This is a genomic window from Marinobacter sp. LM1 (genome assembly GCF_042763285.1).
Taxonomy (GTDB): Bacteria; Pseudomonadota; Gammaproteobacteria; order Pseudomonadales; family Oleiphilaceae; genus Marinobacter; species Marinobacter nauticus.
On sequence record NZ_CP114373.1, the window covers coordinates 3,757,621 to 3,779,917 of the forward strand.

At 59.1% G+C, this 22,297-nt stretch carries 23 protein-coding genes; 7 read left to right on the forward strand and 16 right to left on the reverse strand.

From position 1 onward, the window contains the following. Window positions 1-8: 8 nt before the first annotated feature. The 3 genes from OZ656_RS17595 to msrA all read right to left on the reverse strand — a co-directional run bounded on the left by OZ656_RS17595 (window position 9) and on the right by msrA (window position 1,952). Window positions 9-773: a 1-acyl-sn-glycerol-3-phosphate acyltransferase gene (locus tag OZ656_RS17595; RefSeq protein WP_199452746.1), complete on the reverse strand. Its 765-nt coding sequence runs from the start codon at window positions 771-773 to the stop codon at window positions 9-11. A gap of 92 nt (window positions 774-865) precedes the next feature. Further along, window positions 866-1,291, reverse strand: a complete 426-nt coding sequence (gene msrB / locus OZ656_RS17600) for a peptide-methionine (R)-S-oxide reductase MsrB (protein WP_114433894.1) — start codon at window positions 1,289-1,291, stop codon at window positions 866-868. Window positions 1,292-1,301: 10 nt separating this feature from the next. Further along, window positions 1,302-1,952, reverse strand: a complete 651-nt coding sequence (msrA, locus tag OZ656_RS17605) for a peptide-methionine (S)-S-oxide reductase MsrA (protein ID WP_286714515.1) — start codon at window positions 1,950-1,952, stop codon at window positions 1,302-1,304. A gap of 160 nt (window positions 1,953-2,112) precedes the next feature. On the opposite strand from msrA, the gene OZ656_RS17610 reads away from it, so the two are divergent. Continuing rightward, a complete protein-coding gene (locus OZ656_RS17610) occupies window positions 2,113-3,084 on the forward strand; it encodes a metallophosphoesterase (RefSeq protein ID WP_023009663.1) in 972 nt (323 codons plus the stop codon). 2 nt (window positions 3,085-3,086) lie between these two features. Here OZ656_RS17610 and OZ656_RS17615 read toward each other — a convergent pair whose 3' ends face one another. From OZ656_RS17615 to OZ656_RS17665, 11 genes are all read right to left on the reverse strand, one after another. After that, on the reverse strand, window positions 3,087-3,569 hold the full coding sequence (locus tag OZ656_RS17615; RefSeq protein WP_011786816.1) for a CDP-archaeol synthase: 483 nt from the start codon (window positions 3,567-3,569) through the stop codon (window positions 3,087-3,089). 30 nt (window positions 3,570-3,599) lie between these two features. After that, window positions 3,600-4,976 (reverse strand): lyase family protein, encoded by a 1,377-nt coding sequence (locus tag OZ656_RS17620; RefSeq protein WP_286714514.1) that lies wholly within the window; start codon window positions 4,974-4,976, stop codon window positions 3,600-3,602. A gap of 44 nt (window positions 4,977-5,020) precedes the next feature. Further along, on the reverse strand, window positions 5,021-5,308 hold the full coding sequence (locus OZ656_RS17625) for a hypothetical protein (RefSeq protein ID WP_379944748.1): 288 nt from the start codon (window positions 5,306-5,308) through the stop codon (window positions 5,021-5,023). Between the two features lie 100 nt (window positions 5,309-5,408). Continuing rightward, a complete protein-coding gene (locus OZ656_RS17630) occupies window positions 5,409-5,987 on the reverse strand; it encodes a peroxidase-related enzyme (RefSeq protein WP_379944749.1) in 579 nt (192 codons plus the stop codon). A 45-nt stretch (window positions 5,988-6,032) separates the two neighbouring features. After that, the gene (locus tag OZ656_RS17635) at window positions 6,033-7,016 is read right to left on the reverse strand and encodes an MDR family oxidoreductase (protein WP_379944750.1); all 984 of its coding nucleotides are present in this window, start codon (window positions 7,014-7,016) and stop codon (window positions 6,033-6,035) included. 43 nt (window positions 7,017-7,059) lie between these two features. Further along, window positions 7,060-7,698, reverse strand: a complete 639-nt coding sequence (locus OZ656_RS17640; protein ID WP_379944751.1) for a TetR/AcrR family transcriptional regulator — start codon at window positions 7,696-7,698, stop codon at window positions 7,060-7,062. Between the two features lie 123 nt (window positions 7,699-7,821). After that, window positions 7,822-9,342 (reverse strand): aldehyde dehydrogenase family protein, encoded by a 1,521-nt coding sequence (locus OZ656_RS17645; protein ID WP_379944752.1) that lies wholly within the window; start codon window positions 9,340-9,342, stop codon window positions 7,822-7,824. A gap of 48 nt (window positions 9,343-9,390) precedes the next feature. Then, on the reverse strand, window positions 9,391-10,146 hold the full coding sequence (locus OZ656_RS17650; RefSeq protein ID WP_278351124.1) for a metal ABC transporter permease: 756 nt from the start codon (window positions 10,144-10,146) through the stop codon (window positions 9,391-9,393). Then, window positions 10,133-11,053, reverse strand: coding sequence for a metal ABC transporter solute-binding protein, Zn/Mn family (locus tag OZ656_RS17655; protein ID WP_278351123.1), 921 nt, complete (start codon window positions 11,051-11,053; stop codon window positions 10,133-10,135). Before OZ656_RS17655 ends, OZ656_RS17650 begins: the two co-directional genes overlap by 14 nt. 1 nt (window position 11,054) lies before the next feature. Further along, on the reverse strand, window positions 11,055-12,182 hold the full coding sequence (locus tag OZ656_RS17660) for a hypothetical protein (protein WP_278351122.1): 1,128 nt from the start codon (window positions 12,180-12,182) through the stop codon (window positions 11,055-11,057). 69 nt (window positions 12,183-12,251) lie between these two features. Further along, window positions 12,252-13,577 carry a hypothetical protein gene (locus tag OZ656_RS17665; RefSeq protein WP_278351121.1) on the reverse strand — a complete coding sequence of 442 codons (1,326 nt, stop codon included), beginning with the start codon at window positions 13,575-13,577 and terminating at the stop codon, window positions 12,252-12,254. Window positions 13,578-14,008: 431 nt separating this feature from the next. Between OZ656_RS17665 and OZ656_RS17670 the strand changes: the two genes are divergently transcribed. After that, window positions 14,009-15,322: a peptidoglycan DD-metalloendopeptidase family protein gene (locus OZ656_RS17670; RefSeq protein WP_278351120.1), complete on the forward strand. Its 1,314-nt coding sequence runs from the start codon at window positions 14,009-14,011 to the stop codon at window positions 15,320-15,322. 41 nt (window positions 15,323-15,363) lie between these two features. Here OZ656_RS17670 and OZ656_RS17675 read toward each other — a convergent pair whose 3' ends face one another. Beyond that, window positions 15,364-16,725, reverse strand: a complete 1,362-nt coding sequence (locus OZ656_RS17675) for a WS/DGAT domain-containing protein (protein ID WP_379944753.1) — start codon at window positions 16,723-16,725, stop codon at window positions 15,364-15,366. Between the two features lie 347 nt (window positions 16,726-17,072). On the opposite strand from OZ656_RS17675, the gene OZ656_RS17680 reads away from it, so the two are divergent. Together OZ656_RS17680 and OZ656_RS17685 are read left to right on the forward strand one after the other, a co-directional pair. Further along, window positions 17,073-17,996, forward strand: coding sequence for an alpha/beta hydrolase (locus OZ656_RS17680; RefSeq protein WP_153740537.1), 924 nt, complete (start codon window positions 17,073-17,075; stop codon window positions 17,994-17,996). A gap of 81 nt (window positions 17,997-18,077) precedes the next feature. After that, a complete protein-coding gene (locus tag OZ656_RS17685) occupies window positions 18,078-18,827 on the forward strand; it encodes a hypothetical protein (protein ID WP_288589651.1) in 750 nt (249 codons plus the stop codon). Window positions 18,828-18,833: 6 nt separating this feature from the next. Here OZ656_RS17685 and OZ656_RS17690 read toward each other — a convergent pair whose 3' ends face one another. Further along, window positions 18,834-19,112 carry a polyhydroxyalkanoic acid system family protein gene (locus OZ656_RS17690; protein WP_011786826.1) on the reverse strand — a complete coding sequence of 93 codons (279 nt, stop codon included), beginning with the start codon at window positions 19,110-19,112 and terminating at the stop codon, window positions 18,834-18,836. A gap of 116 nt (window positions 19,113-19,228) precedes the next feature. Here OZ656_RS17690 and ubiE point away from each other — a divergent pair, with 116 nt between their 5' ends. Genes ubiE through ubiB form a run of 3 tightly spaced genes read left to right on the forward strand, consistent with a single transcriptional unit; the run spans window position 19,229 to window position 22,292 of the window. Beyond that, a complete protein-coding gene (ubiE, locus tag OZ656_RS17695; protein WP_014422685.1) occupies window positions 19,229-20,011 on the forward strand; it encodes a bifunctional demethylmenaquinone methyltransferase/2-methoxy-6-polyprenyl-1,4-benzoquinol methylase UbiE in 783 nt (260 codons plus the stop codon). Then, the gene (locus OZ656_RS17700; RefSeq protein ID WP_273030513.1) at window positions 20,011-20,652 is read left to right on the forward strand and encodes an SCP2 domain-containing protein; all 642 of its coding nucleotides are present in this window, start codon (window positions 20,011-20,013) and stop codon (window positions 20,650-20,652) included. The genes ubiE and OZ656_RS17700 overlap by 1 nt, the downstream gene beginning before the upstream one ends. Next, window positions 20,649-22,292 carry a ubiquinone biosynthesis regulatory protein kinase UbiB gene (gene ubiB / locus OZ656_RS17705; RefSeq protein ID WP_379944754.1) on the forward strand — a complete coding sequence of 548 codons (1,644 nt, stop codon included), beginning with the start codon at window positions 20,649-20,651 and terminating at the stop codon, window positions 22,290-22,292. The genes OZ656_RS17700 and ubiB overlap by 4 nt, the downstream gene beginning before the upstream one ends. Window positions 22,293-22,297: the final 5 nt, after the last annotated feature.

The window sequence follows — 22,297 nt, forward strand, 5'->3', positions numbered from 1 at the left end:
GGGGCAGCTTATTCTGCCTCGCCATTGCCCAGTAATTCCTCCAGATTCTCCCGCACGCCCGCCATAATCTCCGCAATGTCGTCCTTGCTTTTTCCTGCCGTGTCGATGGGGGTGCCCACCCGCACATCCACCGGCTGCCCCAGGTTAATCTGCCAGGTGCGCGCGGGCAGCACCCGATGAATCCCCCGAATCGCCACCGGTACAATCACAGCCTGAGTATCCAGGGCCAGGTGAAAGCAGCCTTTCTTGAAGGGTAACAGCTGACCGTCCGGAGAGCGGGTCCCTTCCGGGGCTGCCCACAACACAATGCCACTTTCCATCATCTGACGGGCTTTCTCGAGATCCTTCACCGCCCGGTTTCGACGGGAACGGTCAATAGATGGAAACTCGGCAGCCCTCATGGCCTGCCCCAGCAGAGGAATGCTGAACAGCTCCTTTTTGGCGAGCATGCGGATTGAACCTGGCAGCGACACGAAACTGACCGGGATGTCGTAGTGGCTGGCATGGGTGCTCATGATGATGTAGCGCCGGCCATCGTTGAAATCCGGCACTTCTCCGCGAACAACCAGGCTCGCCCGAACCAGCCGCAACAACGCCGCCGACCATTCCCGGCAATATTTGTCGACAATCGGCCGGTTCAGGCGTCCGAAAAGCGCCCGCAACAGGATCAAGAGCGAATACAGCGCCGTCAGCCCCACGGAGCCAATCACGACGCCGGCACGTCGGAGCAGGGTAGCCGATTCAGTGAGCGGGTTTAATTTCAGTCTGACCATCGATCACCTTTCACCAGAGCCGATTTCAGATGGTCGGCCCTAAAAAGAAAGGCGCATTATAGCCGCAACAAAGAGCTCGCGATATTCAGACTCTAGTTCGATTCAGAGAACACCATTGCAATGGAGTTCAGACAATAACGCTGCCCGGTAGGTGGCGGCCCATCAGGGAACACGTGGCCCAGGTGACTGTCGCAACGGGGGCAACGAATTTCGATACGGGTCATTCCAAGACTGGAGTCCTCCAGGTATCGGATATGCTCCGGGTCGAAGGGCTGGAAAAAACTTGGCCAACCAGTGCCGGAATCAAACTTGGAATCGGAACTGAACAGCGGCAGATCACACAACCGGCAGTGATAGGTGCCGGACGTTTTGTTATCCAGCAACGTGCCACAGAAGGGACGCTCGGTACCGTGATCAAGCAGCACCCGGCGTTCTTCCTCAGAAAGATGCTCGGCCCGGGCTTCCACTTCTGCCCGGGTTAACGGTGTCAGGTCATAGCCTGCTGCAGATACAGACATCGGAGCCTCCTCAAGCCTGGTCCAGGTCGTCTTTGCTGAATTCGGGCTTCAGCTGTTCGGGCCAGGTGTTGGCCAGTTTTTCCATCTTCGGTGCCGCTACCGCCATGATGTATGGTTGCCAGGGATTACGGGCGGCAAAGTTCTGGTGGTGCTCCTCGGCCGGATAAAAGGCTTCCAGGGGCTCCAGGGTGGTCACGATGCGATCCTGATACACGCCGGCGGCATCCAGCTGGCGGATATACGCCTCGGCTACATCGTGCTGCTCTGGGGTCTCATAGAATATCGCGGAGCGATACTGGCTGCCGACATCGTTACCCTGTCGGTTGAGCTGGGTGGGATCATGGGCCACCGAGAAGAACAGCTTCAGCAGTTGGCCGAAGCTGACCCGTGCCGGATCATAATGCACCTCGATGACTTCGGCGTGCCCGGTTTTCCCGGTACAGACCGCCTCGTAATTCGCGGTACTGGCTTCACCGCCGGCATAACCAGAGGTCACACGTTGAACACCGTCAACCGCCAGAAAGACCGCTTCCACACACCAGAAACAGCCCCCCGCCAACACCAGCCGGGACTCACCGGCCGCTTCAGGCAGATCCTGTTCAGGGTCCGGGAAACGACTCCTGGGAACACTCAGGCCGGGCAGATTACATGCATCGGTCATGGGCCACTCCGTACACTATACATCGTCGAATGATCACTGATTGTGGCGTCTCAATACTGAAAAGCCAAATCAGCACCTGTAATTTGCACTACCCAGGGCAACAACCATAATTAAGACAGGAACCACTGATAAGGTTCCGCTCGGCATCAGGGATAACAGCATGACCGCAAGGGTTCGCGTATCGGAAGATCAGGACGAGCTGCTCCACTACCGCCTGAGCCTGAGGCTCGGGCCCGTCCATGCCCGTCAACGCCTCGGCATTGAGCGGGAAACCGAAGCCCGGGTGTTCGGGCGGGACAAGCGCTCGTTCCATCTGGAAAACCTGACCAACGCTCCGGGACTGATTCGTTTCTGCCTGAAGGCCGTGGGCCTGCTACGCCGGGCTCAGGCCAACAGTTTGAAACTGACCACCGAGCACAACACCTTCGTGTTGCCCGATCTCCCATCGGCCTTCGAAGGCTTCCGCATCCTTCACCTGACCGACCTGCATGTCGATATGGACGAAGCGAACCTGCAGGCAGTTATACGGCAAATCGCCCCGCTGGATTACGATCTGTGCGTTCTGACCGGCGATTACCGCCAACGCACCTGGGGCCCTGTAGACGATGCTCTGGACGGTATGGCCAGACTGCGCCAGGCCATTCACGGCGACGCCTATGCCGTGCTGGGCAACCACGACAGTGTACGAATGGTGCCGGCTCTTGAAGACATGGGCTATCGCCTGCTGATGAATGAAATGGTGCCGCTGGAGCGGGGCGACAGTCGCCTGTACCTGGCCGGCGTGGACGATGCCCACTACTACAAGGTTCACAACCTGCACCGGGCCGGCGACGATATACCCGCAGGGGGAATCAGCCTGTTACTCAGTCATACGCCGGAAATCTGGCGGGAAGCCGCCCATGCCGGTTACGACCTGTTCCTCTGCGGCCACACCCACGGTGGGCAACTCTGTTTGCCTGGCGGCATCCCGCTGACGCTCGACTCCGATTGCCCGAGGCGCCTTGGCCGCGGGCTCTGGCAGGTGAACGGCATGCAGGGTTACACCTCACCGGGAGCCGGCACTTCGGTCCTGAATGTGCGTCTGAACTGCCCCCCGGAAGTGACCATTCACACCCTCACTCGCGGGCCCTGAGTTCAGTGTGGCTGTTTACGTATACCGAGGCGGTAAAACAGCGGAGAGAACAACATATTGGACAATGCGAACAGAAGGGCAACGGCGACCGCCTCCCACAGTGGCAGCGGCAGCCAGTACCAGGCCATCACCATAGGTAACAGCGCCTCGGGCAGCTGATCCAACCAGACCGCCCTGGCGCTGGAAGCCAATCCCATACGGCGCTTGGTGAAACTGCTGAGCATATCGCCCCACAGCGACAGGAAAGCAAACAGCGCTCCGAACAACCAGCCCAGACCCACCCACAGGGCGAACAGCGCGCAGGTCAGAACGCCAGAAACCAGCCCACGCCAGGTTTTGCTGGGCCCCAGCAGCGGTCGGCCATCGCGCCACAGCCGGCCACCATCGAGGGGCCAGCTGCCATGCTGATGAAACAACCGCGCCACAACCACCGGAGACCCGTTGGCCAGCACCAGCATGACAAACAACTCAAGCGACAACAGCACTCTGCTTTCCCCTGTCAACAGCCGGCCAGATCAGGTCAGTCCGCCCCGGGTCAGCTTGAGCGGGTTCATCAATTCCTCAAGCCGTTTGCGGCTCAATCCGCTCCGCTCCTCGGCAACGTCGATAACCGGGCGCCCGCTACGGTATGCCTCTTTGGCAATATCCGCGGCCAGGGCGTAGCCGATTTCAGGGTTCAATGCCGTCACCAGAACCGGGTTTCGACCCACCCCCGCGTTCAGGTTTTCGGTGTTAACGGTGAACCCTTGCAGGGCCTTGTCCGCCAGCAGGTTCGAGGCATTGGCCAGCAACCCGCACATATCCAGCAGATTTGCGCCCACCAGTGGCAGCATTACATTCAACTGAAAGTTGCCGGACTGGCCCGCCATGGCGACAGCCGCATCCAGCCCGGTCACCTGGGCACTCACCATCGCCACCGATTCCGGTATCACCGGATTCACCTTACCAGGCATGATGCTGCTGCCCGGCTGCAAGGCCGGCAGGTTGATTTCCGCCAGACCATGGATCGGCCCACTATTCATCCAGCGCAGGTCATTGGCGATCTTGGTGAACACCACGGCCACACCACGGAACTGGGCAGACAATGCCACAGGCGCATCAACCGCACTCTGCCCCAGAAACTTGTGCTCCAGCGACCGGAACGGATAGCCCGTATTCTGCTTCAGAAACTTCACAAACTGGCCAGCAAACTCCGACGCGGCATTCACCCCGGTACCGACCGCGGTACCGCCCTGCGGTAGTGCCGCCAGGTCCTCCATGGCCCGCTCAAGGCGAAGCTCGGTCGCCGCGACCTGTTCCCGCCAGGTTCTGAGCTCCTGGCCAAGTGTCACCGGCATGGCATCCATCAGATGGGTGCGCCCGGTCTTCACCTGCCCGGACAGTTCAGCCTCCCGGCCGTAGATCACTCCCCGGAGATGCGACAGCGCCGGCAGCAGCCGGCTTTTCACTGCCAGCACTGCGCTGACATGGATCGCAGTCGGGATCACGTCGTTGGAACTCTGGCTCATGTTGACGTGATCATTGGGATTTACCTCCACGCCCTGCTCGCGCGCCAGAGCCGAGATCACCTCGTTCACGTTCATGTTGGTGCTGGTACCGGAGCCGGTCTGGTAACGGTCCACCGGAAACTGATCCGCATGTTCCCCTTTCAGCAACCGGTCGCAGGCGTCACAAATGGCATCACGCAGTTCCGGCTCCAGCAAGCCCAGTGACGCGTTGGCCTGGGCCGCCGCACGTTTGACCTGAACCACAGAGGCAATGAATTCGGGCGGCATCGGCTGCCCGCTGACCGGAAAATTGTCCACCGCACGCTGGGTCTGCGCGCCCCAGAGCGCACTGGCCGGTACCCGGACCTCACCCAGGCTGTCTTTTTCAGTTCTGAACTCGGTCATCACATCCTCCTTATGTCACGCTCGATAGCTTCCCACAGCGGCCCTCAGGTGCCGTTACCATGGGATTTCAGGCGGACATGGTCGCAGATGCCGGTCACCTGCTCAAAATTCAGAATCAGTGTGTGCACGGTATTGGTGTAGGTGTCGTGCAGGTGAAACTTGAAGCGGCTCTGCTTCTCGCCCTGCAGAAAGGCATCGTACTGGCGCACCAGCTCCCTCACATCACCGCCGGAGTCCTGGCTCCAGGTGGCATTGAACGGCCCCAGCACGGCGCCGCCGGCAAGGCAGATGGTGACTTCGTGGTTGGTGAGGCTGTTATCTGATGAATACATGGACGCTCTCCCTACTGGTTGGCCTGCCAGTAAGTGTAGCCGCTCCGAATACCAGAGCGTCTACAAATTACAAAGTATCGAGGGAGAGCGCCGTTAACACCTAGCGTCCCAGGGAGTAGAACTCGGGGTTTGCGCGCATGCTGGTGACATTGGCCATGCGGTTGGACAGGCCGAAGAAGGCCGCGATGCCGGCAATGTCCCAGGCGTCCTCATCGGTGAAGCCATGCTCGTGCAGCGTTTGAAAATCGCTGTCGTTGACTTCGTACGCTGATTGGGAAACCTTCACAGCAAAATCCAGCATGGCCTTCTGACGCTCGGTGATATCGGCTTTGCGATAATTCACGGCCACCTGATCGGCCACCAGCGGGTTCTTTTCCCGGATCCGCAAGATTGCCCCGTGTGCCACCACACAATACTGGCACTGGTTCAGATTGCTGGTGGCCACCACGATCATTTCACGCTCACCCTTGGTGAGGTTGCTCTCTTTTTCCATCAAGGCATCGTGGTAATCGAAGAACGCCCGAAACTCCGCTGGCCGGTGCGCCAACGCAAGGAACACATTGGGGATGAAACCGGACTTCTCCTGAACCTTGAGAATGCGGCTGCGGATATCCTCCGGCAGAGCATCCAGCTCGGGCACCGGGAAGCGGCTGATGGGCAATTCGTTCTGTGCTGGCATGGTACGTCCTCTGTTTCTTTGTATCGTTAGGGAGACGGGCCGGAATTACCCGGCCACGGGAATCACAATCCGGCCTCGAATCTTGCCATCCATCAGCCGGCCAGCGGCGTCGATGGCATCATCAAAGGCCACTTCGGTGATCATGCTGTCCAGCAGTTCCGGAGACAGATCCTCGGCCAGGCGCTTCCAGGCATACACCCGGTCTGCTTTCGGCGCCATCACACTATCGATGCCACACAGGGTCACGCCACGCAGAATGAAAGGCGCCACCGTCGCCGGGAAATCCATGCCGGCCGCCAGACCACACGCGGTCACTACCCCGTGATACTTCATACCCGCACAAACATTGGCCAGTACCTGGCCGCCGGCCACATCCACTGCACCGGCCCAGGTTTCCCGGGCCAGCGGTTTGCCCGGCTCACTCAGCTCGGCCCGGTCCAGAATCTGTTTGGCGCCCAAGGATTTCAGGTAGGCTTCCTCTTCCGGCCTGCCCGTTACCGCAGTCACCGAGTAGCCCAGCTTGGTCAGAATGGCGACCGCCACACTGCCAACACCACCTGTAGCACCGGTTACCAGGATGTCGCCGGATTCTGGCTTAACGCCGTGCTTTTCCAAGGCGATGACACACAGCATGGCGGTGTAACCAGCAGTGCCGATGGCCATGGCCTGGCGGGCCGTGAATGGCGCCTGCAGCGGGACCAGCCAGTCACCTGACAACCGGGCTTTCTGGGCCAGCCCGCCCCAGTGTTTCTCACCCACGCCCCAGCCGTTGAGAACCACTTCGTCTCCAGCCTTGAAGTCGGGATTGGACGATTCGGTCACCACGCCAGCCAAGTCGATGCCCGGAACCATCGGATAGGTTTTCGCGATGGGCGCGCGACCGGTAATGGCCAGGGCATCCTTGTAGTTCAGGGTGCTGTAGGCGACATCAATGGTCACATCGCCTTCGGGTAGCTGAGCCTCGTCTACGGACTTCAGCGATACCTGTTGGTCGCCACGGCTGCCTTCAATCAGGATTGCTTTGAACATGTTGCCTCCAGGGATTCTAGTAACGTGAATTGAACTTCGTGAATCAGCAACTGCGAACCAGCGCCATAAAACCCTCGGCAAACTGATCCAGCGGTTGCGGGGATTGCTCAAGCTTGGCGCGCAAAACTGCGCCTTCCCAGCCAATCCAGAAAAACTTTGCCATCTGCTCCGGCTCAGTATGTCCTGAGATTTCGCCAGCCTGTCGGGCTTCTTCGAGAACCCGGGCGACCCGGGCTTCCCAGTCTTGAAATACCTCGCGCAACAAGCTTCGAAAACTTTCCGGCAGTGCGGCCATTTCCTGGCCCAGGTTGCCGATCAGGCAACCCCGCCGGTAACCGAACCTGTGCATACCGGCCCTGGCATCGTCTACGAATGCCTGGATGCGCGCCAGGGGGCTGAGATTGCTGTCGGATAAAGAACGCTCCAGCTTGTTGGCGAAAAAACGCCCGTAGGCTTCAATCAGAGCCGCGCCAAAAGCTTCCTTGTTGTCAAAGTAATGGTAGAAGGAGCCCTTGGGCACTCCCGCCTGGCGCAGGATTTCGTCTATGCCGGTGTAGGAGTAGCCCTTCTCTGTCAGCACCCCCAGGCCCACCTGAATCAAGGCATCCCGGGTGTTCTGATAACTCGCTGCCGAGAATTTGGGCGGTCTGCCCCGTCGGCGCTTTACTGGTAGCTGATTCATCCATCACCCTTAATTAGACCGATCGTCTAATTAACATCCCAAAAATTAGACCAAGTGTCTACAAAATATAAAGTTGGACGAACAAAGCGGCCACGGAAACCCGCGGCCGCGCACCCACATTATTCAGAAGAACCCGAGAGGGTTGGTGTCGTAGCTGGTCAACATACACTTGGTCTGCTGGTAGTGCTCCAGCATCATCTTGTGGTTTTCCCGGCCAATACCGGATTTCTTGTAACCACCGAACGCGGCGTGAGCCGGGTAAGCGTGGTAACAGTTCATCCAGACCCGGCCGGCCTGGATGTTGCGGCCCATGCGGTAGGCCAGGTTGGTATCGCGGGTCCACACGCCGGCACCCAGGCCGAACTCGGTGTCGTTGGCAATGGCCAGGGCTTCTTCCTCGGTCTTGAAGGTGGTGACACCCACCACCGGCCCAAAGATTTCTTCCTGGAACACACGCATCTTGTTGTCGCCCTTGAACAAGGTCGGCTGGATGTAGAAGCCGTTGTTGAACTCGCCTTCCAGATGCTCACGGTCACCGCCGGTCAGCACCACCGCGCCCTCCTGGCGACCGATTTCCATGTACGACATGATCTTGTCGAACTGCTCCTTCGAGGCCTGGGCACCCACCTGAACGTCGGTATCCAGCGGATTGCCACGTTTAATGGCCTTGGTGCGCTGAATAACCTTCTGCATGAACTCCTCAAACATGTCTTCCTGGACCAGGGCCCGGGATGGGCAGGTACAGATCTCCCCCTGGTTGAAGAATGCCAGCACCAGGCCTTCCACACACTTATCGATGAATTCCGGCTCTGCCTTCATCACATCAGAGAAATAGATGTTCGGGGACTTGCCACCCAGCTCAACCGTGGACGGAATGATGTTTTCAGCCGCGCACTTGAGGATGTGCGAACCCACCGGGGTGGAGCCGGTAAAGGCGATCTTGGCGATGCGCTTGCTGGTGGCCAGGGCCTGGCCAGCTTCAATGCCGTAGCCGTTAACAATGTTGATTACGCCCGGTGGCAACAGGTCGCCGATGATTTCCATCAGTACCAGGATACTGGCCGGAGTCTGCTCGGCAGGCTTCAGCACAGTACAGTTACCAGCAGCCAGGCAGGGGGCCAGTTTCCAGGCGGCCATCAGCAGCGGGAAATTCCAGGGGATAATCTGACCAACCACACCCAGCGGTTCGTGAAAATGGTAGGCCACGGTATTGTGGTCGATTTCGCTCATGTGCCCTTCCTGGGCCCGGATACAACCGGCGAAGTAACGGAAGTGGTCGGCCGCCAGAGGGATGTCGGCATTCAGGGTTTCGCGAACCGCCTTGCCGTTATCCCAGGTTTCAGCCACCGCCAGCTTTTCCAGGTTGGCCTCAATGCGATCGGCAATTTTCAGCAAGATATTGGAACGTTCGGTGGGCGACGTTTTGCCCCAGGCCGGTGCGGCCTTGTGGGCGGCGTCCAGTGCCAGGTCGATGTCTTCGGCCGTCGAACGGGGTGCTTCACAGAACACGGCACCGGTTACCGGGGTGACGTTGTCGAAGTACTGGCCCTTGACCGGGGCCACCCACTCACCGCCAATGTAGTTTTCGTAACGGGATTTGAAGGAAACGACGGAGCCTTCTTTTCCGGGTTGTGCGTAAATCATCTCAATGACCTCTTGTTATGCTTGTGGACCATCAACGCGATTGTGCGCCTACAGATTCAATGTAGACTTAAAACCGCACACTGCAATCCACATTCCCGCCACTGCCAGAACCCCCACTACAATGGCCGGACCCACCGGAACATCAAGCATCACCGAGACCCCGATAGCGCAACCATGGCCCAGGATGGCACACAAGGCCGCCTGTAATGGTCGCCGGCCCAGGTGCAGGCCAACCATCAAAGGCGTAATGATCAGAGTCGCAAACACCACGTAGACGCCAGCCAGTGAGACGGCATAGGTCACTGCAACAGCAAAAATCGGCAGGAATGTGGTTCCGGCCATCCAATCCGATCGCCAGAGTCCAAGTAGCCACACGAGCGCGGCCAATATTGCCATAGCGATCACAAGCTGTAGGCTTGACCACAGCAGGTCACCTGAAGCAGCTCTTTGCAGCGCCTGGGCCCCATGGGGATCGCCACTGACCAGAAGCACGGCCAGGCTCGCCCCGACCACGTAGAGGATACCGATCCAGGCTTCTTTCGCTTCCGCCAGGAACCTGAAGATCAGGTGCACAGCCAGGGACGCGAGAAGCGCGAACATCAGACTGCTGACCGGTGCCCCGGCCAGCGTGTGGTTGGGCAGGAAATAGAGCCCGGCCAGGGTGCCGAGAGCCGCCCACTGGGCAATGGCCAGGTCGGCAAAGATCACGCCTCGGGCAATCACCTGGTAACCCAACGGGACCAGCAGCAGGCAGAGCATGGCACTGCCGGCTGCTGGCAAGAGCAGCCATTCATATTCCGCCATCAGAGGCTCCCTGTTCGGCCGACTCAATCTGACGGATAATCTCACTGATCAGCCCGCTCAGGGTCGCTGTAGGTGCTTCACCCGTGACGGTGCCAGGCACCACCACAACCGGCAGCCCGGTTTGCTCCGCCAGCCATTCAGCAGGCTGAGGGTCCTGATAGCTGGTAATCAGGATGGCGCTCGCCTCCATAAGAGCGGGATCGGCCAGAAGCTGACTCAGGTGGCTGGCACTGGGGGGCAGCCCCGGCTTTGGTTCCAGATCCGCTGCCGCCTCCACACCCAGCCAGCGTAACAGGTAGCTGAAGCTGGAGTGCTGAACCACAAGGGATCGCCCTTCAAGCGCCTCTGCCCTGGCCCGCCATTCGGTTCTGGCCCGATTCCAGTCACCCCGCCAGCGGATATACCGGCCCTGGATCGCCGCCGCTTGCTGCGGCTCAATCTCGCCAAGGCGCTGGGCCAGAGCCCGGGCGATCTCTGGCAACTGATCCGGCGACAGGTGCACATGAGGATTACCTTCAGGGTGGACGTCGCCCATGCTGCGATCCACGTGATCGTGGGGCGCATGCAGCTGTGCATGGTCGGCCGCAAAGAACAGTCCCACGCGTCCGGTCTGAATGTCCGCGTTCGACGCCCGTTGAAGCAACATGGGCAACCAGCCGGCTTCCAGAGAAGCGCCGGTGCACACAGCAATATCCGCGCGCCGCACCGCCGCAATCAGGCTTGGCCGTGCCTCAATGTAATGCGGATCCTGGAGATGACTGGTCGCCGCGGTGATCTCGGCATCCGGTGCCAGCGCCCGAACCAGGGCCGCCCACTCAGGTTCACAGGCGAACACACGAAGCTGGGCCTGGGCCGGGACGGATGCCACTATCAACATAAGTGCCGCAACCGCGTTACGAAGTGTCATATCAGTACCCATGGGCGCCGTGGGCACCAAGCGACATAATGTACTGCACCATCACGGTATTGTCGGCGTTGCTGAAGCCGGTCGCTTCCTGATGGGTGTACTGCAGCCGTACCGTGGAGAAATGGGAACGGGACCAGGACAGCATCACGTCAGTTTCTTCCAGGGTCTGGTTGTGAAAGTGATCACCGTGGGCTTCCTGAAGATCCACCTCACCATAACGAACACCCGCCGACCACTGGGGTGCGAACTGGTAAACGCCGGAAACGTACCAGCCTTCATTGGTATCATCAGACGCCGCAAACTGGTTCAGCTCGTCCCCGTAGAGGTATTCGCCGCTGAGTGTCAGCTGTTGTTCACGGTTGTTGCCATTGGGAGCCCACTTCCAGACCAGATCGGCAATGTAAAGGTTTTCGCTGGTGTAGCCGGCACCATGACTGTGGCCGTGGTCATGCCCTTCTTCATGACCATGGTCATGATCGTGGCTGCCGTCTCCGGTATCCGCTGATTTCGCGTGGCGATTCCGGAGCCAGGAAAGACCCAGCTGCCAGCTTTGGGACAGGCTGATATCACCACCGAGACGTGTATTAATCGTGTAAACGCCAATGTCCTCGTCACCCTCGGTCAGCTGGTCGCCGGCAAAGGCTTCTGCGCCGACCTGCCAGAAAAAGGGGGTTGGCAACAGCACATTCAGGCGCGCACCAGTATCGTAGTAATGACTACCAAGCATCGCGCGATAAGCAGCCGGGCGTTCGACGAAGTCGTCTTCGTGCATGTGGCGACCGTTCAGGTAGCCAACCTGCGACAGGAACCGCCCTGCCCGCACATTGAGTGCGTAAGGCAAGCCGTTCGTCTGCAGATACGCCTCCTCTATCAGCACTTCACTCTCACCGTCATGCTCTTCGAACACGGCGGTGAGTCGGCCGGAGAACAGGTCATCGATCGGGGAAGACAGGGACAGCTCTGTGTGGCCCAGGCCAAAGCCCTGTTCACGGTGGGACAGCGCGGTCTCGTTCTGTTTGTAGTATCCGTCCAGTGTCACACTGACGTCGGGATTAAGTTCGTTGGCGGTTGCGCCGCCTGCTGTCATGACCAATGGGAGAATGGCAAAGGGTGCAAAACGTTTAAACATAGGTACTCCGGAGATAAAACGCAGGGCGCGCCACCAGGTGTCGACGCGCCCTGCTGGATTCAAAGCAGATTAGTGTGAGTGCTCTTCTTCGTGATCGTGGTCGTGCTCGTCGCCGTGGTCGTGGCCTTCTTCCGCCAGACCCAGCCATACGATTGCAGAAGCACTGAATCCAAGATCGATGGTCCGGACCACATCACCATCGGTGGCATCCACCTCATGCACAGACTGGTTGTGCAGCACGAACAGGCGTTCCTGAGCCGCAGATACGGCGACAGCGAGGGTGTCACCTTCGCCCGGCGCGTCCATCAGCTCAGCCGTGGTAATCAGCACCCAGTCGCTGGCGGGGTCGAACAGCCTCAGGCCACCATCATCGCCGAGCACATAGAAGACGTCGCCGTGGGTGGTAAAGCCCTGGGCCAGGCGGCCCACGCCCTCGCCAAGTTCCAGTTCGTGGTAAACCTCAGTGGTTGATTTGGGATGGATCACGAACAGACGGTCACCGGCAATGCCGACCAACTCCTCAACATCGTGATTGGCAACCACGGTTCCGATGCGAGAGCCCTCCGCCAGGCTTTCGGGATTTGCCAGTTTGGTAGCGGGGTAACCAGCTTCGTGCAGATCAATAACCAGAACGCCATCACTGCAGCCGAAGCCAAGACTATGGGCGTTGGCGGCAGCGCCATGAAGCCTCGGGCAAGCCTGGCTGTAGCGTTCCTCAAATTCGAAGTCGGAACCGTCCAGGTGGTAACGCTCGACAGCCGCCGGCAGAGTGGTGTCCGTAATCGAGCTGTCCCGGTAGGTCACAAACAGGTGGCCATCGATCATCTTGGCAACGCCGTGCATGTTGTTATCCAACGGCAGGCTGGCCACGGTGGCGCCGCTTCCCAGCGTCGCATCTGAAAACACGGTCACTTTTGAGCTTGCGGCCTCACCGCCGTCGAAGAAAACGACACCTTCCGCTTCACCAGAGGAGTAGTGCGTCGGTTTGTGATCGTTCAGGGTCAGGGACAGCATGCTCGGCGTCTCTGCGTAATCATGCATGTGATCTCCGTGGTCCTCGGTGTAAAGCCCACCGTCAACAAACGACACCAGATCGTCGCCCCGCTGAATGGCGACGGCATACCGGTTGCCGGGGGAGGCATAGAGGCGTGGGGCCTCGCCATCCATCGCCATGGATGCGATCACTTCACTGTTGTCGAGGTCCAGAACCTTGAGCTGCGAAGCGTCTGTATCGAACAGGGCCAGACGACCCGCCGTGTCGATATCAGTATGCTCGTGCTCATCATCAGAGCTGCTGCTACCGCCGCAGGCCGCCAGCATCGCTGCCGAGAGCAGCAGCACAGAGGTAGCGATCGGTCGAAGGCTGAAGGGAAATTGGCGGAATTGATCAGACATCAAGAACTCCTTATTGAATGTTATAACATTACTTCTAGTGCTTCAGGAAAGCCGGTCCAGACTTTGCACTTCAGAGTCGCAACCGAGCCGGTTGGCATGACCTGGATACGGTGTTCCGCGCCTGCCGCACACAGGAATGAAATTAAATTCACTAACATTTCGAAGCCGGAATGTTATGTTATAACATATCCCAAGTAAAGGGCCGTGCATGCGGCATATAGCGAAAAGGCAGGAGTAAAACCACCGCTCTCAACCACATTCTCACCAACCGCGCGGGCAAGGAGTTCTGGCAGACCCTCAATGATCCCTTTCCTGCCTGGAGATAAGTCATCATAACGCTAGAGATCACAACTGTTATAATCCCCGCCCTTGCCATTGGTGCGGAGCAAACAGAACACCGCATGAAGACCCTTTTAATGAAGCTATAAACCATGTTTTCAACGCCCCATAAACTGGTGCTTGGTGCACTGGCCGCCGCTCTGCTGGTATTAAACCTGACGCCACTCAAATCATCGCCGGCATTGGCCGACCTGTCCTCGGCCCAGAAGGAAAACGCGAGCCACGCCCCCACGCCACGGTCCGGAGCCATCGATCCCGCAGCCACCAAGGCGAACCAGATGGCGGAGCCCCCGACGGGAAAAACCATTGATTGGCGCGTCAAACCCGGAGACACATTGAGCTGGATTTTCCGGGCAAACAACGCGCCCATGGAGGATCTTCAGGAGATTCTGGCAGCAGACGCCGAGTATCTGCATCTGGAAACGCTGAGGCCCGGAACCCGAATCGGCCTGAACTTCGATGCGCAGGGACAATTTTCAGAGCTGGTCCTGTTTCTTGACCCGGCACGCCACGTTACCTACTCGCGCCAACCCGATGGCGCCTTCGTGCATCAGACCTTCGAAGAAGAGACTTTTTGGGTCTCCGAGGTGCTCAGGGGCACCATCAATGGCAGTTTCTACGCCTCAGCTATGCAAGCAGGCGTAACCCAGGCGCAGATTCTTCTGATTGACCAGCTTCTGGGAAGCCAACTCAATTTCCGCAGGGATCTCCGGGCTGGCGATCGGTTTTCCGTCATCATTGGCCACGAAATGACGGGCACCGAAAGCACCGGGAAGACCCGCATCGAAGCCCTGTCCCTGGATCGCAGTGCCAGAACTCATTACGCCTTTCTTTATGACGATGGTAATTATTACGATGAGAATGGCGAGAGTGTGACGCCCGCTTTTCTGCGACTGCCCACCCCAAAGCGTTACCGTGTGAGCTCCCATTTCAACCCCAGGCGATTGCACCCGGTGACCGGACGCATCTCCCCCCACAACGGTGTGGATCTTGCCACGCCAACAGGCACGCCCATTCTCAGCACCGGAGACGGTATTGTGGCCCGGATCGGCAATCATCCTTACGCGGGCAAGTACATCGACATTGATCATGGGGGCACGCACACCACACGGTACCTGCATCTCCATAAGATCCTGGTTCGTAAAGGTGCCGCAATAGAGCGCGGCCAGAAAATTGCGTTGTCAGGAAATACCGGGCGCAGCACCGGCCCCCACCTGCACTTCGAGTTTCACATTAACGGCCGACCTGTTGACCCCCTTACCGCCAACATACCCACCGCCGCGGCGATACCGAAAGCGGACATGGCGAGCTTCAAGAGAAAACTCGGGCAACAACTGGCTGTTATGAAGCGCGCCGGCAGCCGCTCAGATTTGATGTTCGCAGAAGCGGCGACTTTGTTTGACTGACCCCAACCTCAATTCAAACTGAGAAGTGAAACATTCCATGTTTATCCGGGAAACTGCTCCAGCTCTTTCAGGCAATCCTCAACAAAGGCTGCAGGATCCGCCATCACAGCCTCGTCCGCCACAACACCAAACTGCACTTGTCCGCCATAGCTGACAATGCTGACACCCAGCCCTATATCCCCGGCCTGAGGCACCCAGAACATCTGCTCGGTGATCTCACATCCAGCCAGATAGCGGGTGTCCGGAGTGCCAGGAACGTTAGATACCACCGCCGAAGCCTTCCGGAAGAACAGGTCAGCCAGGGGCTTGCGTCCCGGTTCGGGAATCAGTGCCGCGCAGCTGGTTAGCCCCCAGGCCAGGCCAGGCTGCCAGCTTTTCTTCAGTTTCCGGGTTTCATGCTTGATCCGGAACAACCGCTCCAGGGCACTCTCTCCATCCACCGGCAAAGGCACGAACACTGTGCCGAAGCAGTTACCGGGCTCGCCCTCTTCCGGCCGCACGCCGTCGGGCAGGCGAGCCCGGATGTCGACCGGCACGGCCGCGTGCATCACCGCCTCATCCAGTTGCTCCGGGGTCATGCCCAGTCGGGGCTTGACTGCCGCCGCCACGCAGGCGAGCAGGACATCGTTGATGGTTGTACTGGTTGCCCGGGCAATGGTTCGGAAGCGGGACAAACGTACCGGGGAGGACCAGCGGCAGCTGCGTCGGCCCAGTAGCGGACGCTTCAGCTCAGATGGAGAGTCCTCTGGGCTCACCAGAAACTCACTGAATTCGTGCACCAGGCGCAGACTGTTTTCCAGGGCACGGCCTGCCATGCTCTTGCCAGTGCCTGGCATTGATGGCGTATCGACAGAACCTGAGACAGCCGGAATCGCCTCTGCCATCCGAGCTTCCAGCCAGCTTTGGGCAGCCGCCATCCAGGCTCCTGCGCGAGGCTCCTCCTTTGATCCATAAACGGCCGGATACTGGCGCGGCGATGCCGGGCACAGGCGGTCAAAAATACCCAGCAGGGACAAGCCATCAGCGTAACAGTGATGCAGCCTCAAAACTAACGCAGCGCCACCCTGTGCGTTGGGGGCCAACCAGAATTTCCAGCGTGGACGATACAGCGGTAAGGGCTCGTTCAGGCGCTCCGAGACCCAGTCCTGCAACTGTTCCGGCTCGAACCGGTCCAGCGCCACGTCAAGATGCTGGGGCGCGGAGAAGGTCAGGTCTTTTTCCCAATACCAGGCGGGGGCACGCCATACCGGGCGGCAACGGAACCGCTCCCAGGCCAGCCAGTATACCTCCAGAAACTCCCGGAAACGGCCCGGCGTCAGCCCGTCGATCCTCAGCATGATGGTGATGGTCATCGGGTTTTCGGGCCGTTCCAGAGCCAGCCAGGCTGAATCCGAAGGCAGCATGAGATGCGATTGCTCCTGGCTCAAACCCGATTATCCCCGATCAATAGCGTGCCTGTATGAAAGAAAACCAATCCGGCATTGTGCCAGAGTCCGGATACCGGCTCCATCCTCGGACACCATGCGCACAGTTACAAAAAATTACACGTGAGTAACTGTTCAGTCCTATACTGGCTACATGGTCCGGTGCGATGGCTATAAAACCGTGTCCCGGATCGGCCAATTGGCCTCAACACACCATTTTTGAAGGCACTGGCGCCACTAAACCCGTTCGGCATTCACGGTACAAATGTCATACCGGCTCAGCAAAACCAATAACACAACGAAAAGCGGCCGGAGGGAGATGAATCATGAAAGCCAGTCATGTTCGCAAGCTGATCAAACCGATCGAAAGCGCCTATTCCGAAATGTTTTCCGGCCGGGTTTACCGCGTGGGCCGGGGTGCTGTGTCTGTGCGTAATCACAGTGGCACAGCAGAGCACACCGTTATTGGCGTGCATGGCTTTCTTGAGAATCACTGTTACTTTACCCAGGCCTACGATGGCCCCACCACCGAACTGATTTTGCTCACCTGCAGCAACTATCACATCCCGGTGAACGGTGTAACGCCAGAGAATCCGGCCTGGGAAGTGCCCATCAAGCACCTGGAAGGCACCATCGAATACGACGCCTGCATCCTGAATCAGTCGTTGCAGAACCTGCCCAGCACCGAGAACATCCGGATCCATGGCCACTCCCGGGGTGGCGCGGTCATTCTTGAAGCTATCCGGCAGTGGCCGGAGCTCTACGAAAACGTGGAAGTGGTACTGGAAGCGCCGGTTTTACCCCAGGGCAAACTGCATGCTCTGGTAACCACATTGCTCGAACCAGTCAGCCATGGCATGTGGCCCTGGTTGATTCGTCTGATCAACAGCGCCCCCCAGTCGGCCTATGGTCAGACCTTCTTCGGCAAGATGAACCCGCGCAAGCGCCAATTGCTGAGCAAACTGTTCTATGCCACCAAAGACCATCTGACCATTGTTCGCAACATCGAGAACATCATGGAATGGATGGCCCGCACCGACACCTCGGTCTATCGCCATGTGCGCCACGGGACTTTCCTGATACCGGCCACCGACCGAATACTGGATCGCCAGGCCATGCTGGCCAGCGCCCGCACCAGCCCCACCACCATGCGCATTGTCGAAACCGAAGCTCCCAGCCATTTCATCACGCTGGACAGCAAGGAATGGGTGCCGGGTCTGGAAACCCTGGAGGCCGCCGCCCAGGGCTGAATTCAACCGTAACGGGCAGGTGCGCCAGATCCAAGGCTCCGTTAAACTGGCGCTTTTCTGCCCGGTTGAATGGAGCCTTTAATGTATCGTGAGCGGCTGGTTGCCACGGATGTGCACACTGAGAACGCCCACCGCCTGAAACGCCTGCTGCTGGAATACCACGATTTCCGCCAACACAAGGCCAGGCATCCTCTTCGGGACGAGGCCCACCAGGTGGCGGACTGGCAGGCAGAGCGGCTAAAAAACACCCACCAGGATTTATACCGTCACCCGGGCTACCACACCGGCCTGGAATTTCTGCTGACCGACCTCTATGCCCCTGCCGGCATGACCCGCCGGGACGACAACATCGATCGGGTGTTCCCGAAGATGGTGAAATGGCTTCCCGACCACCTGCTGGCCACCTTTGCCGGCCTGGTCGAGCTCAACCTGATTACCCAGAGCCTCGATCTTGAGCTGGCAGAGATACTTGCGCAGCAGGGCTTTTCGGCAACAGGTCTTGATGATGAGCGTTACTGCGAGGCTTATCGCGCCGGCAACCAGCTAACGATTCGCAAACGACAACTGGCTCTGGTGGCAGAAACCGGGCAGGAACTGGATCGCTACGTTCGCAACCGCACCCTCGGTTGGCTACTGTCCATGACCCGCGGCCCGGCCGAGATGGCCGATCTGGGTGATTTGCACAGCTTTCTGCACCGGGGCTACAGCGCCTTTCGGAAAATGGATCGGGTCGACCTGCTGATTGATCGCCTGCTCAGCCGGGAACAACGAGTGATGAACAACATTCTGGCGGGCCACCGGACCCCTTTCTCCCTGCCGGACGACCTGTAGCGGGATTCAGGCCTGGATGATCTGGTCCAGCTGGGAGTGAATCTCCTGCTCAATGCGGGATTTGAAGGGCCGAAGCATCAACCCCAGCTCCAGCCGGATATGCAGGTCGTTCTCGGAAATATCCAGCTGCCCTTTGACACCGCTGCGTTTGAACTTCAGCAGATCGCCTTCCCACTGGTAATTGACATCGAATTGTTTGGACAAATCCTTGGCCAGGGTTTCGGCCGCCTCGCGGGCGTGCTCCTTGTCCAGGGAATGGGCGCGATGGATATCGATAACAGACATGAATCAGTTTTCTCAGTGATTTGGAAACGGTTTTACAGTGTAAGCCGGCAATAAACTTGTAGCCAACCCCTCAAAGGTTAGAATACAGGGCTTAGATTCTGACAGGACCAACTTCCATGAGCGAGCAGCAAGCACCGGGCACCCAAGGCAACGGCCAGGACGACGTTACCCACTTCGGCTTTCGCAATGTGCCGAAAAGCCAGAAGGCCGGTCAGGTGGCCCAGGTTTTCCACAGTGTCGCCGGCAAGTACGACCTCATGAACGACCTGATGTCCATGGGCATTCACCGCCTGTGGAAGCGCTTTACTATTGAATTGAGCGGCGTACGCCCGGGCCATCAGGTGTTGGACATTGCCGGCGGTACCGGCGACCTGACCATGAAGTTTTCCGATCTTGTGGGCCCGTCCGGCAAAGTGGTGCTGGCCGATATCAACGCCTCCATGCTGCAGGTGGGTCGCAGCCGCCTGACCGACCGGGGTTACGCCGGCAACATCGAATACGTACAGGCCGATGCCGAACACCTGCCGTTCCCGGACAACAGTTTCCAGGCGGTGTCTATTGCTTTCGGCCTGCGCAATGTGACCGACAAGGATCAGGCCCTGCGGGATATGGCCCGGGTACTTAAGCCGGGCGGCAAGCTGATGGTGCTGGAATTCTCCAAGCCCACCAACCCGCTGCTGAGCAAGGCCTACGACACGTATTCCTTCACCGCCCTGCCCCTGATGGGCCAGCTGATTGCCGGGGACAGCGAGAGCTACAAGTACCTGGCCGAGTCCATCCGCATGCATCCGGATCAGGAAACCCTGAAGGGCATGATGGAAACTGCCGGCCTGGTGAACTGCAAGTACTACAACATGACCGGCGGCATCGTGGCCCTGCACGTGGGAATCAAGCCCTGATGTTCCCCGGCCCGACCCTGCTGTCTGCGACAGGCGCCATTATAGAGGGCGCCCTGAACCGGGCGCTGACACTGGACCCGGCGGGCCAGCGCGCCTTGCTGGGTGCCTTGGGCGGGCCGGTTCAGTTCACCGTTACGGCCCCGGTCACCATGCACTGGACCCTGAATCGCGTTGGCGAACGGGTGCAGGTTCGCAGCCAGCCGGATCCGCAACCGGCGTTAATCATCACCGGGCGACCGGTCGCCTTTGCCGCCCTGGCACTGGGCGATGAGAGGGTATTTGCCGACGAACGCCTGACGGTGGAGGGCGACACGGCCCTGGCCCACCAGCTACAGCGCGCCCTGAACCAGCTGCAACCGGATTGGGAAGCGGCCATGGCAAACCACCTGGGCGATGTGCCGGCCCATTTCATCGGCAAACGCATCCGCCAGGCGGTCAAATGGAGCCGCCAGGCGTTCAGCACCATGAACGCCAATGTGGAGGAATATGTCCACGAAGAGAGCCGCACTCTGCCCGGCCGGCGGGAGCTGGAGGCCACCTTTCAGGATATCGATGAGCTGAGCCTGCGCACCGAACGCCTGGAGGCTCGGCTGAAGCAACTGCAAGCTCCCGGCAGCGATAACAATACGGAGACCCTGTGACCCGCCTGCAACGCCTGTTCCGAATTGCCTGGGTATTCTGCCGCTACCGGCTGGACACGTTTCTGCCCTTGTCTGAACTGCCCACACCGCTGAAAATCTTTTTTTTGCTGGCACCCTGGCACCTGTTCCCGCAGCCAAAACTGAGCCGGGGTGACCGCCTGCGCCTGGCCCTGGAAGAGCTGGGCCCGGTTTTCGTCAAGTTCGGACAGATTCTCTCCACGCGCCGGGATCTATTGCCGGATGACATGGCCGAATCCCTGAAACAGCTGCAGGACAGGGTTCCACCGTTCCCCAGTGAACAGGCCCGAGGCATTATCGAGAAATCGTTGGCTGCGCCCGTCTCGGAACTGTTTGCCGAGTTCAGTCCAGACCCCATGGCCTCGGCGTCGGTGGCCCAGGTGCACGCCGCAACCCTACCCAACGGCCAGAAGGTGGTGGTCAAGGTTTTGCGCCCCGGCATCGAAAAAGTCATCCGCCAGGATCTGGGCCTGATGTACCTGATGGCCGGCCTGCTCGAAAAGTACTGGTCTGAAGGTAAGCGCCTGCACCCCGTGGAGGTGGTGGCAGACTATGACGCCACCATCCATGACGAACTGGATCTGCAACGGGAAGCCGCCAACGCCAGCCAGTTGCGCCGGAATTTCGAGAACTCCCCGCTGATCTACATCCCCTCTATCGACTGGGATTACACCCGAAAATCGGTGCTGGTGATGGAACGCATTCACGGCATTCCTATTGCCGATGTACCCGCCCTTGAAAAGGCGGGCGTCAACATGAAGGTACTGGCGGAAAAAGGGGTGGAGATCTTCTTTACCCAGGTATTCCGTGACAGCTTTTTCCATGCTGACATGCATCCGGGCAATATCTTTGTCGATGTCAGCAATCCCGCCGACCCGAAGTACATTGCCATCGACTTCGGCATCGTCGGCACTCTGGCCCCCGACGACCAGAGCTATCTCGCCCGCAACCTGTTGGCCTTCTTCCGCCGGGATTACCGCCAGGTAGCACAACTGCACATCCAGTCTGGCTGGGTGCCGCCGGAAACCCGCGTCAACGAGTTTGAGGCCGCCATTCGGACGGTGTGCGAACCCATCTTCGAGCGCCCCCTGAAGGATATTTCCTTTGGTCACTTCCTGTTACGCCTGTTCCAGACCGCTCGGCGCTTCAACATGGAAGTGCAGCCACAACTTGTGCTGTTACAGAAAACCCTGCTCAATGTCGAAGGCCTTGGCCGCCAGCTCTATCCGGACCTGGACCTGTGGAGTACCGCCCAGCCGTTTCTGGAAGACTGGATGCGTAAACGCATCGGTCCGTCCGGCCTGATCAAGTCTCTGCAGAACCACCTGCCATCATGGCTCGAGCAATCGCCAGAGATGCCCCAGTTGGTTCACGACGCACTACTACAGATACGCTCCAGCGGCCCCACCGAAGCGCAAAACCGGGCAACCCTGGCGCTGATGAAAGAGCAGCAAATGCGCAGCGAACGCCGTTGGCGCCGGGGCTTCATCGCCCTGGTTCTGGCAGGCGCGGCCCTGGTGGGGAGCCAGCCTCACGCCGGGCAGTGGCTGGCCGATCTGCCGGCCTGGAGCTGGGCCTTGCTTGCCGGAGCGGCAGGCGTCATGCTCCGGGGCAGTCGCTGAACCAT

Bases quoted from the DNA above. Each gene is read 5' to 3' on its own strand.
- OZ656_RS17645 (WP_379944752.1), bottom strand. From the start codon at position 9,342: ATGATTTACGCACAACCCGGAAAAGAAGGCTCCGTCGTTTCCTTCAAA.
- OZ656_RS17655 (WP_278351123.1), bottom strand. From the start codon at position 11,053: ATGACACTTCGTAACGCGGTTGCGGCACTTATGTTGATAGTGGCATCC.
- OZ656_RS17700 (WP_273030513.1), top strand. From the start codon at position 20,011: ATGTTCCCCGGCCCGACCCTGCTGTCTGCGACAGGCGCCATTATAGAG.
- OZ656_RS17595 (WP_199452746.1), bottom strand. From the start codon at position 773: ATGGTCAGACTGAAATTAAACCCGCTCACTGAATCGGCTACCCTGCTC.
- OZ656_RS17650 (WP_278351124.1), bottom strand. From the start codon at position 10,146: ATGGCGGAATATGAATGGCTGCTCTTGCCAGCAGCCGGCAGTGCCATG.
- OZ656_RS17670 (WP_278351120.1), top strand. From the start codon at position 14,009: ATGTTTTCAACGCCCCATAAACTGGTGCTTGGTGCACTGGCCGCCGCT.
- msrA (WP_286714515.1), bottom strand. From the start codon at position 1,952: ATGACCGATGCATGTAATCTGCCCGGCCTGAGTGTTCCCAGGAGTCGT.
- OZ656_RS17640 (WP_379944751.1), bottom strand. From the start codon at position 7,698: ATGAATCAGCTACCAGTAAAGCGCCGACGGGGCAGACCGCCCAAATTC.
- OZ656_RS17610 (WP_023009663.1), top strand. From the start codon at position 2,113: ATGACCGCAAGGGTTCGCGTATCGGAAGATCAGGACGAGCTGCTCCAC.
- OZ656_RS17685 (WP_288589651.1), top strand. From the start codon at position 18,078: ATGTATCGTGAGCGGCTGGTTGCCACGGATGTGCACACTGAGAACGCC.
- OZ656_RS17635 (WP_379944750.1), bottom strand. From the start codon at position 7,016: ATGTTCAAAGCAATCCTGATTGAAGGCAGCCGTGGCGACCAACAGGTA.
- OZ656_RS17660 (WP_278351122.1), bottom strand. From the start codon at position 12,182: ATGTTTAAACGTTTTGCACCCTTTGCCATTCTCCCATTGGTCATGACA.
- OZ656_RS17630 (WP_379944749.1), bottom strand. From the start codon at position 5,987: ATGCCAGCACAGAACGAATTGCCCATCAGCCGCTTCCCGGTGCCCGAG.
- OZ656_RS17625 (WP_379944748.1), bottom strand. From the start codon at position 5,308: ATGTATTCATCAGATAACAGCCTCACCAACCACGAAGTCACCATCTGC.
- OZ656_RS17620 (WP_286714514.1), bottom strand. From the start codon at position 4,976: ATGACCGAGTTCAGAACTGAAAAAGACAGCCTGGGTGAGGTCCGGGTA.
- msrB (WP_114433894.1), bottom strand. From the start codon at position 1,291: ATGTCTGTATCTGCAGCAGGCTATGACCTGACACCGTTAACCCGGGCA.
- OZ656_RS17675 (WP_379944753.1), bottom strand. From the start codon at position 16,725: ATGCTGCCTTCGGATTCAGCCTGGCTGGCTCTGGAACGGCCCGAAAAC.
- OZ656_RS17680 (WP_153740537.1), top strand. From the start codon at position 17,073: ATGAAAGCCAGTCATGTTCGCAAGCTGATCAAACCGATCGAAAGCGCC.
- ubiE (WP_014422685.1), top strand. From the start codon at position 19,229: ATGAGCGAGCAGCAAGCACCGGGCACCCAAGGCAACGGCCAGGACGAC.
- OZ656_RS17690 (WP_011786826.1), bottom strand. From the start codon at position 19,112: ATGTCTGTTATCGATATCCATCGCGCCCATTCCCTGGACAAGGAGCAC.
- OZ656_RS17665 (WP_278351121.1), bottom strand. From the start codon at position 13,577: ATGTCTGATCAATTCCGCCAATTTCCCTTCAGCCTTCGACCGATCGCT.